Raw genomic sequence first — 13956 nt, forward strand, 5'->3', positions numbered from 1 at the left:
TATACCCTCCGATTACTTAGTTCTTCTTCTTACTATATACATATCAGATTTTTTAGATTTCTTTCTAGTCTTAAGTCCTAGAGCTTTCTTGCCCCAAGGAGTCATTGGTGAAGGTCTACCTACTGGAGTTCTACCTTCTCCACCACCATGTGGGTGATCAACAGGGTTCATTGCAGATCCTCTAACATGAGGTCTTCTTCCAAGATATCTGCTCTTACCTGCTTTACCTAGTGTAATAAGTTCGTGAGAAATATTTCCAACTTGTCCAATAGTTGCCCTACATCTTTGATTTATCAATCTAAATTCACCTGAAGGAAGTCTAAGTTGAGCATATTTTCCTTCTTTAGCCATTAGTTGAGCTGATGATCCAGCACTTCTTGCTATTTGGCCGCCCTTGCCTGGAGTCATTTCGATATTGTGAATAGTAGTACCAACTGGAATGTCAGCAAGCATTAGCGCATTACCAATTTTAATATCGGCATCTGAACCTGATTCGATTACATCTCCAACTTTTAATCCATTAGGTTGAATGATATATCTCTTTTCACCATCCGCATAATGTAAAAGTGCAATGTAAGCTGTTCTATATGGATCATATTCAATAGCCGCTACTTTTGCAGGAATATTATCTTTATCTCTCTTTAAATCTATAATTCTATATTTTCTCTTAACTCCGCCGCCTCTATGTCTACTAGTAATTCTACCTTGTGAATTTCTACCGGCAGTTTTTTTGATGCTAACTAAAAGAGATTTTTCAGGTGTCTTCTTTGTAATCTCTTCAAATGTAGCAACAGTCATCTGTCTACGGGCAGGAGTTGTAGGTTTAAATCCTCTAATCGCCATTTTAATACCTCCTACTATCAGATAGAATCAAAAAATTCTATCGGTTCTGAGTCATCAGTAAGCTTAACTATAGCTTTTTTCCATGAAGGACGTCTACCTTGATGAACTCCTTGTCTTTTTAATTTTCCACGCATATTCATTGTATATACTTTTTCAACCTTAACGCCGAAGATTTCTTCAACAGCTTTTCTGATTTCAGGTTTAGTGGCATCCTTTTGCACTTCAAAAGTGTACTTGTTTTCTGCCATCATATCCATACTTTTTTCAGTAACTAAAGGTCTTTTAATAATGTCAAATTTATTCATCAGTTAAAAACCTCCTCAACAACATCTAGTGCAGCCTTTGAGATAATAAGATTATCGTATTTTAATATATCATATACATTAATATCAGTGGCTCTAGATGTTTTTACTCCAGCGATATTTCTTGCAGCCCTTTGAACGTCCTTTTCGTCATCATTAACAACTACAAGCGCTTTTTTTCCTGCTTTAATATCCTTTAAGATGTTTGCAAAGATCTTTGTCTTTGGCTCATCCATTGTGAACTTATCAACAAGAATCATTTCACCATCTTGGAATTTGCTAGTAAGAACTGACTTAAGAGCAACTCTTCTAGCCTTCTTAGGAGTTGTATAAGAATAATCTCTTGGTTTCTTAGCGAAAACAACTCCGCCACCTCTCCATTGAGGTGATCTAATAGAACCTTGTCTTGCACGACCTGTTCCCTTTTGTCTCCAAGGCTTTCTTCCGCCTCCACGCACTTCAGCACGAGTTTTAGCAGAGTGAGTACCTTGTCTTTTATTAGCCAAAATGTTTTTAACAACTAAATAAACAGCATGAGTGCTTATAGGAGCATCAAATAGCCCTTCACTTAGTTCGACTTCTTCAACAGGATTTCCCTTAATGTCAATCATTTGAATTTTAGGCATTTCTTAACCTCCCTATCTTATCTAGTCATTTTAACAGTGCTTTTAATTCTTACAGTTCCCTTCTTAGGTCCTGGGATAGCACCCTTAACTAAAATTAAATTTTTATCTGTATCTATTCTAACAATTTCTAAATTTTGAACAGTAACTCTTTCGTTACCCATTTTTCCAGCCATTCTATGGTTTTTGAATACTTTTCCTGGATAAGAAGCAGCACCCATACCACCTGGCATTCTGTGGAATTTAGAACCGTGAGTTTCTCTACCACGGCCAAAGTTATGGCGTTTGATAATACCTGCAGTTCCTTTACCCTTTGAAGTACCAATTACATCAACATGTTCCTCTACTTCAAAAATATCTACCTTTATTTCATCTCCAAGGTTGTAAGAATCTACATCATCAGTTCTAAATTCAGAAAGATGTTTTCTATATCCTACGCCTGCCTTGTCGAAATGTCCCTTCTCAGGTTTGTTAAGTTTTTTTTCTTTAACTTCATGTGTTGCAACTTGGATAGCATTGTATCCATCACTTTCAATTGTTTTCTTTTGCACAACAACATTTGGTTCTACTTCAATAACTGAGACAGGAGTAACATTACCCTCTTCATCAATAATTTGGGTCATGCCAATTTTTTTACCTACTAAATATTTCATGTTGCACCTCCTAGTATTTACAGCGGACTTCTAAATAGAAGTCATATAAAGCAAAGTCTTAAAGTTTAATTTCTATGTCTACACCAGCTGGTAGATTTAACTTCATAAGTGAATCTACAGTTTTTTGTGTAGGATTAAGTATATCAATTAGACGCTTGTGAGTTCTTTGCTCAAATTGTTCTCTTGAATCCTTATCCTTGTGTACAGCTCTTATAATTGTAATAATTTCCTTTTCTGTTGGAAGAGGAATTGGTCCAGATACTTCTGCACCGCTCTTCTTAGCAGCTTCAACAATTCTTAACGCTGAATTATCAAGTAATTCGTGATCATAAGCTTTAAGTTTAATTCTGATTTTTTGTTTGCCTTTGTTAGACATATTTACCTCCTATTCGCTAAAGCCTTACTTGCGAATGGGGTTATCGATAAACGCACCCTAGTGTATCATAGAGCCCATCTGAAAAAAATAACCCTCGCCCAAGTCCAGCTTGGACTTCTCCGTCATAATTACCTCGAAACTCCTTTTTTTCAGCAAAGTTTCGAGCAACTTATGACTTCATCGCAACATTCTTTTTTAAACGCTTAAACATTATATAGTATATTTAAGCCAATGTAAAGGAATTTTTTGAAGTAATTGAAAATTTTTCGGGAAATTTTAAACTTCTCCATTGTAATTTTTAGAGAAACTTTTTCTATAATTGTAAATTAAATTATAAGTTAAATTTATTTCAATAAAAAACTTCCTATTTTTTTATGTGTATAAAATTTTTGAATTTTCTTACACCTTCTCCTCAATTCATATTCTTCTCTTTAAACCTTTTAATTTATTTTACCAATCCCGACCAATAGCTCATGCCAAAACAGAAAAATATGGCTTAGTTTTTACTAAACCATATTTCTTCTATTATATATAATTGGTCTATAAATTTTATTTAGTCATTAAATAATTATATGCACCTAGTGCAGCTATGGCTCCGCTACCTTGTGCTATCACAATTTGTTTAAATGTAGAATTCGTACAATCTCCCGCTGAGTAAATTCCTTCTTTATTAGTTTTTCCAAACTCGTCTACAATAATTTCGCCACGAGAATTTTTTTCTACATTGTCAAGCCATTCAGTCGTAGGAACAAGGCCCACTTGAATAAAACATCCCTGTGTATCTTCTGTAATTACTTCACCGCTAACTCTATCTTGATAAGTTATTTTTTCTAAAACTTTTCCACCCTCTAGACTTTGTGTAGCAGCATTAGTAATAACCCTTACATTTTTAAGTTCCTTTAACTTATCTTGTAATATAGAGTCTGCCTTTAACTCCGGTAAAAATTCTAATACTAAAACTTCCTTTGCAATGCCTGCCAAGTCAATAGCTGCTTCTATACCCGAGTTTCCTCCGCCGATTACTGTAACCTTTTTATTCTTAAATAAAGGTCCATCACAATGCGTGCAATAAGCTACGCCCTTATTTCTAAATTCAATTTCACCAGGAACTCCGATTAATCTCCACTTAGCACCAGTTGCTATAATTATTGTTTTAGACTTAAGTTCTCCATGATCAGTAATTACTTTAATTGGATTTGCTTCTATTATATTTTCTACATTTACATTATCTATAATATCCACATTATACTTTTGTACATGTTCCCTTACATCGTCCATAAATTTAGGTCCCTCAGTATATGAAAGCCCAGTAATGTTTTCTATTGCTAAAGTTTCCTTAACTTGTCCGCCAAATTCCTTAGCAACAAGCCCTGTCTTTATTCCCTTTCTGGCAGCATAAATTGCTGCAGTTGCCCCTGCAGGCCCACCGCCTATTACCAATACGTCAAATTCTTCTTTTTCATCTAGCTTTAAATCTTCTTTCTCATCTGTAACTTTATTTAAAATTTCATTAAGAGAAATCTTGCCATTATAGAATAATTCACCCTTTAGGTAAGAAGTTGGTACAGCCAATATTCCTAATTCTTCAACATAATCCTTAAACATAGAACCATCGATCATAGTATGTTTAATTTTAGGATTAAGTACAGCCATTATATTTAAAGCTTGAACAACTTCAGGACAATTGTGGCAGCTTAGGCTTACAATAGTTTGAAAATCAAGCTCTTTATCAATTGATTTTATTCTCTTTATTTGTGACTCTTCAATCTTTGGTGCTCTTCCCCCTACTTGAAGAAGTGCTAGGACAAAGGATTCAAATTCATGTCCCAAGGGAATTCCTGCAAAAGTTATTCCCTCTATATCTTCTGAAGATAAAGAAAAACTAGGAGTATACTTTAAATTTCCCTCTTTTAGTTTTAATTTATCTGATAAAGGTAATAACTCATCTATAAATTCCTTAACTTTTTTTGAATTTTCACTCTCATCAAGACTTGCAGTGATTACAACCTCTCTTTCGAGAAGTTGTAAATACTGTTTTACTTGATTTTTTAGATTTGAATCCAACATTAGATTTTACCAACAAGATCTAGTCCTGGAGTTAATGTTTCACCTGTTTCTTTCCATTTAGCTGGACATACTTCGCCAGGATTATTTCTTACAAATTGTGCCGCACGAATCTTATCGTATACTTGACTTGCATCACGGCCAATTCCATCTGCATTAATTTCAACAGTTTGAATTATTCCATCTGGATCAATAATAAAAGTAGCTCTTTGTGCCAATCCTGGCTCTTCATCAAGCACATCAAAATCTCTTGTAATTGATTTATGTGGATCAGCAAGCATTGTAAATTCTAGCTTAGAAATAGCTTCTGAATGATCATGCCAAGCTTTATGCACAAAATGTGTATCAGTTGACATAGAATAAACTTCAACACCTAATTCTTGTAATTTAGCATATTGACCTTGCATGTCCTCAAGTTCCGTAGGGCATACAAAAGTAAAATCTGCCGGGTAGAACATTAACACCGTCCATTTACCTTCAAAATCTTTATTTGTAATTTCGATAAACTCTTCTTTCTTTGGACTATAGCCCATTGTTTTAAACTCTGGAATTTTCTTTCCTATTTGTGACATATTGTCCTCCTTTATTTTAATTTTAACTTTTGCGATAATATTATGATAAACATTATCAGTATTAATATACCCTAGAAATTTTTTTATAAACTTCTTTTTATTAATAACATAAATTTAGTCCCCCTTTCAAATATCACTTATTCAATTTCTTTAAAACTTCTGCTTTTAATATTTAAGGCAATGTAATATATTTTCTTCAAAAACACTAATATCCTTTTTATAAATTTATTGTTCCATAAAAGTTTTTCTTCCCATCAAAATTCTTAAATCGAAATATAAATCTATTTATTAGGGTATAATATAAATATATTAAATAAATATTAAGGAGGAACTATGAAGATATTATTATTAATGAAAACTGTTCCTGACACAACTAATGCAAAAATTGACCCAGAAACTAATAACTTAATTAGAGATGGAATTAAAACTATAATAAATCCATCAGACTTATGTGGACTTAAATTTGCATTAAATATATCAGAACAAGTAGAAGAAGATGTCCAAATTGACGTGCTAACTATGGGACCACCTTCAGCAGAAAAATTTTTGCGTGACTGCATACAAATGGGTGCAGAAGAAGCTTATCTATTAGAAGGTCTTGAGTTTAAAGGATCTGACACAATAGCAACTTCCTATGCACTTGCAGAAGCGGCGAAATCAATTTGTGATTACGATATAATCTTTACAGGCGACCAAACTACAGACGGCGACACTGGACAAGTAGGCCCACAAATTGCAGAAAGACTCGGCATGAATCAAGTTACTTATCTATGCGACATAAATTATCGAGATGGCGAATTTGAAGTTAAGAGAAATATAGGCACAGGCGTTGAAACCATAAAATTATCTACACCTTTTGTTGCAACAGCCCTAAAGGGTTCAGTGAACAAGCCTTCAAAATTTGCATTAAATAGAGATGAAATTGCAAAGGAAAAAGAAATTCACGTCTTAACTGCATCTTCCCTTGGACTCGACCCTGACAAGCTTGGACAAAAGGGTTCTCTTACAATAGTAAAGGATTTAAGTGCTCCAAGAAAATCAGAAGCAGGAAACATAATTGACACTGGCTCTGCAAAGGGAAATATCAAAGAAGTCATAAAAATTTTAGAAGATAAGAAAGTATTAGTGTAGGTGATAAAATGAAAAAAGGAAATATTTGGGTAGTAAACGAAACTTCAGAAGGTTCACTTTCACTTATTACTAAGGAAACTATGTCAAAGGCAAGAGAACTTTCTGTGGATTTAAATAAAGAACTTATAGCAGTTGAAATTGGATTTAATAACGACGACATTGCAAGGGAATCAGGGTATTATGGCGCCGATAAAGTAATACAAGTAAATGATGAACTTTTACAAAATTACAACACCTTAGGCTATGCAAAAGTTTTGGAAGCATTAATGGATAAATACGACCCTGCAATAGTAATGTTACCAGCTAGCCACAACGGCCGTGACCTTGCCGGAAGAGTTTCCGCCAATAAAGGCGTTGGACTCGTTGCAGACTGCTCATCAGTTGAACTAACAGAAGATAAAAAAGACATAAAATGGATTAGACCTTCCTTTGACGGAAAATTATTCTGCGACGTAAGAATTTTATCTGAAGTTATGATGGCAACAATTGGAAGAGGTGCTTTTGTGGAAGCAACTCGTGACGAAAGTAAAAATGTTGAAATTATAAAAGAAGAAACAAAACTCAAGGCAGAAGACATTGCTACAAAGTTTATTGGCTTCGAAAAATCTGACATCAACCCACTACTAGACAAACTTATGAATTCAAAAATAGTTGTATCAGGTGGATTAGGACTTGGCGGACCAGAAAACTGGCATTTAGTAGAAGAACTTGCCGATGCTCTTGGCGGTGCAGTTGGTGCAACAAAAGCTGCAACAGACCTTGGCTGGTGTGATAAAGACATTCAAGTTGGAGTAACTGGCGTACAAGTAAAACCAGATTTATACATTGCCCTTGGAATATCTGGAGCAATTCAACATACAAAGGGAATGGAAAACTCTGCGACAATTATTGCAATAAATAAGGACCCAGATGCAGCAATATTTAACATAGCAAGCTATGGAATAGTAGACGATTTATTTAACATAGTTCCAGATTTAATAAAAGAAATTAAAAATAGAAAGTAACATTTAAAGCCGTGGTTTCCATGGCTTTACTTTTTTTATCATGCACAAAATAAAAAGACTCGAGTTTACGAGTCTTAATAATATTTGACCTTTCTATAAATGTCAATGTCTTTTCTCTTTTTTTACATAAGCAATCATTTTAAAGAACACTAAAAACATGGCAATCCAACCAACAACTGTAACAGCATAAATTGCATACTTTAAATATGGAACTTCACGTTTCTGTTCAACTTGCGTAGTCACATTAGCTTTCTTTTCCACAACTCTTTCTGCGTTAATTAGTAGCCTCTTTGGTCTAGGTGGTCTCTTTGGATGACAAGTTAGTAATGTAATCATGTCCCTGCCTTCAATAGGGAGAATACTTTCCCAATCACTTGGATCTATAATCTCCTGACCAGTAACTTTGTACTTCAAAAGTCCGCTGCGTCCATCAATTAAAATTTCATCTCCAACTTCAAGCTTGTCGATGTTGTAAAACATTAGATCTCCCCACCAGCCTCTATGACCAGCGATGACAGATCTCATAGACTTTCCGCCAAGAGGAATACTCGTTCCCTCTACTTGTGCAACTCCCCAATCCAAATGATCGTAAGTTGCATCGAGATAAATTGGCTTTTTCATGTCAAGCTTAGGAATAATAAGATAAGCAAAAACTTCGTCCTTGTCAATGCCCTTGATATCGTAATAACCTTTATAATCTTCGTTGTCAAAGGGGTCGATAATATTGTTGCCGCTCTTTTTTACCTCTTCATTGTATTTTTTAAGTGCATCAGTTACCTGAGCATCTTTCTCCTTAAAAGAGGCATACTTTTTGTCCGCCATGATTTCTCTAAAGGACATAGAAGTAAAAGCAAGAAGGGGCATAAATATCCCCACCAAGATAAACAAATATCCAATTATGACCCTAGTCTTAGCCTTCATAGCCTCCTCCTGCGTCTTCTAATGTAAATATATATAACGAGCATAACAATAGCCAAAATAGCAAATACCCAAATCAATGACCTTTGATTGAACTTAGCTTTATTTTCCTCAGTTTCTTTTTCCTTTGGCACATATGGAATCCTGTGTCCACGCACCAAAAGTCTATGAGAATTAATCATATAAGGCGTACAAGTTAAAAGAGTCATGTAGTCCATGCCGTCAACGACGAGAACATAATCAAAATTCCACGGCTCAATAACTACGATTTGGTCCACTTGATAAGCTAAAGTTTCCTTGATATTTGTATAATAAAACACATCGCCTACTTCCATCTTGTCAAGATCTCTAAAGAGCTTGACTTGCGGAAGACCTCTATGAGCTGTGATGACAGAGTGGGTAGACTTGCCGCCAACAGGAAGGGAAGTTCCTTCCAAATGACCACAAGCGTGTTGCAAAACATCTTCAGAAGTTCCGGCAAAAACAGGAATATTTTGGTTTATCTTAGGAATATCTATATAGCCAATTTTTTCCCTCGCTTCAAGCATTCTGGCATAATTTGCCATGCCTTCCTTTTCCCTTTCAGTGTAGGGGTCAGCAAGCTTTGAAGGGTCTAGAGTTTCATTATAAGCACGAGCAAGATCCATTCTCTTGTTTATCTCTTCCTCTGACATCTCAGAAACAGCTTCCTTAAATTCCGTAATTTGATTGTTGTTATCCACAGTATAATAATAATTTGAAATAATCGGATAAATGGCAATGAGAAGACCTAACAAAAATAACAGGATAATCTTCCAATTATTTTTAAACTTCTCCTTCACTGTCATCACCTCTATCATTATTATCATTCAAATCACTATTTTTAGTCGCATTTATCTTAGCCATCTCAATATTTTTTGCCTTTTCAGCTTCTCTTTTTTTCGCTAACTTTTTATTTCTCTTAGATTGAATAAATCTAGCTAATATAATTATAGCAAAAATTAAAAGAATGATAAGCCTTTTATCAATACCTAAATTGCCACCCTTATCTTCTCTAATCTTTTCATCTTTCTCAGGCACATAAGGAATCCTGTGTCCACGAACAATGAGCCTGTGCGTATTAATCATAATAGGAGTACAAGTAAGTAAAGTTGCATAATCTTTTCCCGGTACCACAAGAAGCTGAGAAAAATCAGAAGGATCTATGACGTCAATGTGATCAACTTCATATGCCAAAACACCGCCAATGTTGTTGATGTAAAATTTATCTCCAAGCTTTACCTTTTCAAGATCGGTAAAAAGCCTAGCAGAAGGAAGACCAGAGTGAGCAGTGATGACAGTGTGAGTGGACTCACCACCAATAGGAAGAGAAGTACCCTCCAAGTGCCCACAGCCTTTTTGCAAAATTTCCTCATTAGTACCAGCATAAATTGGCAGATCCACGTCAATAGAAGGTATCTCAATAGTGCCAATCTTAGTCCTAAGTTCAAGCATCTGTGCATAATTTTCTATCGCCCTATGTTTTTCTTCCTCACTATAAGGATCCTTTGGGACTACATTGCCCAGATCGTCGTTATAAATCTTGGCTAACCTAAGACGTCTGTCTATCTCCTCTTGACTCAAAAGCTCCCTTGCTTCCTTAAAATCAGCAACTTGATTGTTTGCCTCAATCCTATAATACCAGTTAGATATCAAGGGATAAGAAAGTATCCCAAGACCTAAAATAAAAATAAAAATGAATAACTTATTGGATTTTTTCTTTTTTTTGCTCATCTTTTCTCCCATAAAAAAGAGGCTCCAAGGAGCCTCACTTTACTTTTTGTCCTTGATCATAAACCTGCCTAGACCAATCATTATAGCACCAGCGATGACAAGCACAATTAGCGTGATGTCGCCAGTCTTAGGAATAGGCGGCTTTTTAGTATTTTCAATAATTAGGACTTTCTCAAAAGAATTGTCGTCAATGTCAAATTTCAAACTACCTTGCAAAAGAGTGTAGCCACTAGGAGCCTTAGTTTCCCAGATATAATAAGTTCCATAAGGGAGATCCCTCACAAAAAACTTGCCATCTTCACCAGAACTAAGAACTAGATCCTTGCCATTGCGCTTTAACCTTTGGTCCTTGCCATCAACTTGACGAGTGATTACAAACTCAGCACCAGGAAGACCCTTTTCTCTTAATTCATCAGTCTTGAAGAAATTATAAGAACCAAGCTTTTTCTTGTTCATAACAGTGAGCTTTGCCTTGTCCCCAGAGAATATTGAAAATTGACTTTCTGCCGTAACAATCTCATAACCCTTAGGTGCCTCGATTTCTTTGAAAAAATATACACCAGGTTCAAGATCTTTTATTAAAATATAACCCTTATCATCAGTCTCGAAGACTTCTTCCTTGCCCTTATCATTCATAGAAAAATTGCTAGTCCTTACTACCTCGCCATTATCACGAATAAGTTGGAACTTTGCACCTTTTAATGCCCTTCCTTCATCATCAGTCTTAAAAAGCAAAACTGAATTAGGAGGAGTTGGCGGTACATGAGGTGGATTATGAGGCGGCTCATGAGGTGGATTTTCTGGAGGAGGAGTTTCCCTTCCTCCCCACTTTAATTTAACAATATTTGTTTCCTCAGGAGAAAAAACTGCAGATTCAATAAAAGTTTTTCTATCTTTGCCACCTAGCTCCCTAATATAATAAGTACCTCTTTCAAGTTCAAGAGTAACTTTGTAGTCGTCCTTATCTTTAGGACTAATGACCCACTTGTCATTTTTATCAGCAAGTTGCTTGTCAAGGTCATCTTCACTTAACTTGTCTAATATAGAAACAAGTTTAGTCTTATCCATATTAGTATCAATAAATTTGTCGTTGATTTTCCAAATGCCTAGAGTCCTTCCTTCCAAGTCCTCTCTAGTCAAAGTTTCCCTTGTGTTAATTTCGATGGTAACAGAGGATGCTCCCAAAACATTAAGAGGTAGGAAGACCATAGTTACCATCATGTATAAAATTATTAAATCTTTAATTCTTTTCTTCATCTCTACCTCACAATCATAATATGTAGGGAAGGGAATTCCCTTCCCATAGATTTAAAAATCTGCTCCTTGAGTTAATAATTTTGTATAAAATCTCAAGATATTATCTCAAAAATATCTATATCAATCAATAGATTGATTAAGCTTCTCCTCTATTTTTTCTCATTGCTATAACAGCGCCAGCCATTAAGCCAATACCAACAACAGTGAATATAACAGTACCAATACCACCAGTTTGTGGGATTGATACTTTGTTATTCGTGATTTGCATAGCATCATTTGCCGCTGAATCTGCTACATAATCAATATTTCCACTACCTGTGTAAGTTCCATCACCTACTTTAAATGTAAAGTTTCCACCATTAGTTGGAAGAGCATATCCAGCTGGAGCTTTTGTTTCTACTGCTCTGTAATCTCCATATTCGAGTCCCTTAACTTCAAATTGACCTTTGTCATTTGAAGTAAATGTAGTAGCTTTTTTAGCCTCTTCTACCCAAGTATAAGATAAATTAGCAGCTGTAAATGCATTATCTCTTGCTACTCTTAATTCTTCTACTTTTGCCATTGCTGCGTCTTTGTTATCATATTCTTGTCCAGCAATATTTGCTTTATTTGCATCTGAGATTTCTCCCTTTGCTAAAGCATCGTTAACTGCTTTAATTGCATCATTGTATGCTTTTTCTGCAGTTGCATAAGTTGTTGCATCTTTTTCAGTAATCTTTAAATATTTATCTGCGTTAGCTCCTTCATTTTTGTTTTGGATAACAAATTCAGCACCTGCTAATCTTGCAGTACCTTCCTTGTCAGTCTTAACAAATTTCTTTCCGCCAACAGTTACTTGTGGAGGTGTAGGAGTGATAGAATTTGGAGTCTTTGTATTATTAACTGTTACCGTAGCTGTATCTTTTGCTACTGTGTATCCCGGTTCATAACCATTTACAATTTCTTTTACTTTATAGTTCTTACCATCTTCTAGTCCTTTGAAAGTACCTGCATAATCACCTGTTACTTTAAAAGTAATTCCATTACCTAAATCTGTGCCGTCAACTGTTGTTGCATTCTTAAATGTAACATCAGCTACTGGCATATCATTTTCGTCTAATAATACATACTTTACTGTTATATCAGTAGGAGCAGCACCATCAGCCCAAGTTTTAGTAACTTTGATTTCTTTGTTAACTGGAGTAAATTTGTCACTTGATGGTTGTGGTGGTACGTGGTTATAAGTGATTGTTGCGTGGTTGTCCATTGGCTTATCAACTATTGCATCAGCTGTAACAGTTGCAGAGTAAGTAAATGTTATTGATAAGTCTTTTGCTTCTGCTGCCTTGTTTAGTTTGTCTAAACCTTTTTGTTCGAAGTGAACTTTAAATCCATTACCTACATTTGTTACTGTATAGTCGGTATTTTCTTCTAATGCTTTATCTAAAGCTGGTTCTACTGTAATAGTGACTTTCTTATCTGCATTATATTTTAATCCCTTATCCATAGAATCTGCTAAGTCTAAGTTTGTAAATACAGCTCCCTTAGGAAGTTCTGCTTTTGCTTCATAAGGAATTTCTTTTCCAATTTCAGCTTTTGCATTTGCTTTTTCTTTTTCGTAATTATCCATTACTGCTCCAACATCTTTTAAAGTATTAGGGTCAGTGATTGCTTCTAGTCCGTTTGTTTTTGCAAAGTTCTTGTCAAACCTAACTGGGCTTTCAACATTCTTTGGATAAACATTAAGTGGTTTTTCTACGCTATAATTACCAGTACCATCTGGAAGACCTGCTGGTAATACTAAATCAAAAGGAACTGCCTTTGATTCAGTAAGAGTTCCCCCTTGGTCACCTTTGTAAGTTGAATGTGCTTTATCTTCAACTACTCTGTAAGTTCCATCTGGTAATGTAACTTCGGCTACGCCGCCATTTGCTGTTGTAACAAAATCTTTGCCGCCAACTTGCACTAATTTGTAAAACTTGTCAGCTTCTAAATCTCCAGTAGCTAATTTGTGTGTTGTTGTTAAATCACTACCTTTTGTATATCCTTCCGGATTAGGTTCTTCTCCCGTGTAAACTTCGTAAATTCTAAAAGCTACGCCATCAATTTCTTTTGCTTCTGCACCAAAATATTCTTGAATATTTTCAATAGCAGATCCATCGTGATCTTTTGGCCATTCTGGCTTTTCAAGCTCTTTCTTATCCATAAGTATTTTATGGATTCTAACTTTGGTTTCTCCTTCTGCAAGTGCTGTTAATGGAGAAAAAACTCCTACTAACATCACTAATGCCATAATTAGTGATAAAATTTTCTTTTTGTTCATAATATAACTCCTTGTTTAAATTTTTATAATTATTTGCCTTGGCAAATTATTACCTTATCTAAATAGCACTCTTGGCTATTATATCTTATAAAAGACTTCATTCTTACTACTTCTTCAATACCTCTCTGTCTTATTTAACTTATACAAAACTATTAAAGA

At 35.1% G+C, this 13956-nt stretch carries 14 protein-coding genes; 2 read left to right on the forward strand and 12 right to left on the reverse strand.

Going from position 1 to position 13956, the window contains the following annotated elements; genetic code table 11:
* Positions 1 to 12 precede the first annotated feature (12 nt).
* From rplB to ahpC, 7 genes are all read right to left on the reverse strand, one after another.
* Positions 13 to 843, reverse strand: coding sequence for a 50S ribosomal protein L2 (rplB, locus tag HKO22_RS04535; protein WP_075660073.1), 831 nt, complete (start codon positions 841 to 843; stop codon positions 13 to 15).
* Positions 844 to 860: 17 nt separating this feature from the next.
* Positions 861 to 1148, reverse strand: coding sequence for a 50S ribosomal protein L23 (gene rplW, locus HKO22_RS04540; protein ID WP_075660072.1), 288 nt, complete (start codon positions 1146 to 1148; stop codon positions 861 to 863).
* Positions 1148 to 1771 (reverse strand): 50S ribosomal protein L4, encoded by a 624-nt coding sequence (gene rplD, locus HKO22_RS04545; RefSeq protein WP_169968851.1) that lies wholly within the window; start codon positions 1769 to 1771, stop codon positions 1148 to 1150. Before rplD ends, rplW begins: the two co-directional genes overlap by 1 nt.
* A 17-nt stretch (positions 1772 to 1788) precedes the next feature.
* Positions 1789 to 2421 (reverse strand): 50S ribosomal protein L3, encoded by a 633-nt coding sequence (gene rplC / locus HKO22_RS04550; RefSeq protein ID WP_169968853.1) that lies wholly within the window; start codon positions 2419 to 2421, stop codon positions 1789 to 1791.
* 58 nt (positions 2422 to 2479) lie between these two features.
* Positions 2480 to 2797 carry a 30S ribosomal protein S10 gene (gene rpsJ, locus HKO22_RS04555; RefSeq protein WP_169968855.1) on the reverse strand — a complete coding sequence of 106 codons (318 nt, stop codon included), beginning with the start codon at positions 2795 to 2797 and terminating at the stop codon, positions 2480 to 2482.
* A gap of 549 nt (positions 2798 to 3346) precedes the next feature.
* Entirely contained in the window at positions 3347 to 4864 is a 1518-nt protein-coding gene (gene ahpF / locus HKO22_RS04560; RefSeq protein ID WP_169968857.1) for an alkyl hydroperoxide reductase subunit F, read from the reverse strand.
* Positions 4864 to 5433, reverse strand: coding sequence for an alkyl hydroperoxide reductase subunit C (ahpC, locus tag HKO22_RS04565; protein WP_075660067.1), 570 nt, complete (start codon positions 5431 to 5433; stop codon positions 4864 to 4866). The genes ahpF and ahpC overlap by 1 nt, the downstream gene beginning before the upstream one ends.
* 333 nt (positions 5434 to 5766) lie before the next feature.
* Between ahpC and HKO22_RS04570 the strand changes: the two genes are divergently transcribed.
* Complete coding sequence (locus tag HKO22_RS04570; protein ID WP_075660066.1) at positions 5767 to 6564, forward strand: electron transfer flavoprotein subunit beta/FixA family protein; 798 nt, start codon at positions 5767 to 5769, stop codon at positions 6562 to 6564.
* Between the two features lie 8 nt (positions 6565 to 6572).
* Positions 6573 to 7568, forward strand: a complete 996-nt coding sequence (locus HKO22_RS04575; protein ID WP_169968859.1) for an electron transfer flavoprotein subunit alpha/FixB family protein — start codon at positions 6573 to 6575, stop codon at positions 7566 to 7568.
* Between the two features lie 102 nt (positions 7569 to 7670).
* Here the strand turns inward: HKO22_RS04575 and HKO22_RS04580 are convergent, their stop codons facing one another.
* The 5 genes from HKO22_RS04580 to HKO22_RS04600 form a co-directional block, all read right to left on the reverse strand.
* Entirely contained in the window at positions 7671 to 8489 is an 819-nt protein-coding gene (locus HKO22_RS04580) for a class C sortase (RefSeq protein ID WP_169968861.1), read from the reverse strand.
* The gene (locus tag HKO22_RS04585; protein ID WP_169968863.1) at positions 8486 to 9307 is read right to left on the reverse strand and encodes a class C sortase; all 822 of its coding nucleotides are present in this window, start codon (positions 9305 to 9307) and stop codon (positions 8486 to 8488) included. Before HKO22_RS04585 ends, HKO22_RS04580 begins: the two co-directional genes overlap by 4 nt.
* The gene (locus HKO22_RS04590; RefSeq protein ID WP_293557326.1) at positions 9291 to 10238 is read right to left on the reverse strand and encodes a class C sortase; all 948 of its coding nucleotides are present in this window, start codon (positions 10236 to 10238) and stop codon (positions 9291 to 9293) included. The genes HKO22_RS04585 and HKO22_RS04590 overlap by 17 nt, the downstream gene beginning before the upstream one ends.
* A 39-nt stretch (positions 10239 to 10277) precedes the next feature.
* Positions 10278 to 11495 carry an MSCRAMM family protein gene (locus HKO22_RS04595; RefSeq protein ID WP_169968867.1) on the reverse strand — a complete coding sequence of 406 codons (1218 nt, stop codon included), beginning with the start codon at positions 11493 to 11495 and terminating at the stop codon, positions 10278 to 10280.
* 136 nt (positions 11496 to 11631) lie between these two features.
* Positions 11632 to 13797: a pilin N-terminal domain-containing protein gene (locus tag HKO22_RS04600; RefSeq protein ID WP_169968869.1), complete on the reverse strand. Its 2166-nt coding sequence runs from the start codon at positions 13795 to 13797 to the stop codon at positions 11632 to 11634.
* Between the last annotated feature and the right edge of the window lie 159 nt (positions 13798 to 13956).

Origin of the sequence: Peptoniphilus faecalis (genome assembly GCF_012976305.1) — a bacterium.
Taxonomy (GTDB): domain Bacteria; phylum Bacillota; class Clostridia; order Tissierellales; family Peptoniphilaceae; genus Peptoniphilus_A; species Peptoniphilus_A faecalis.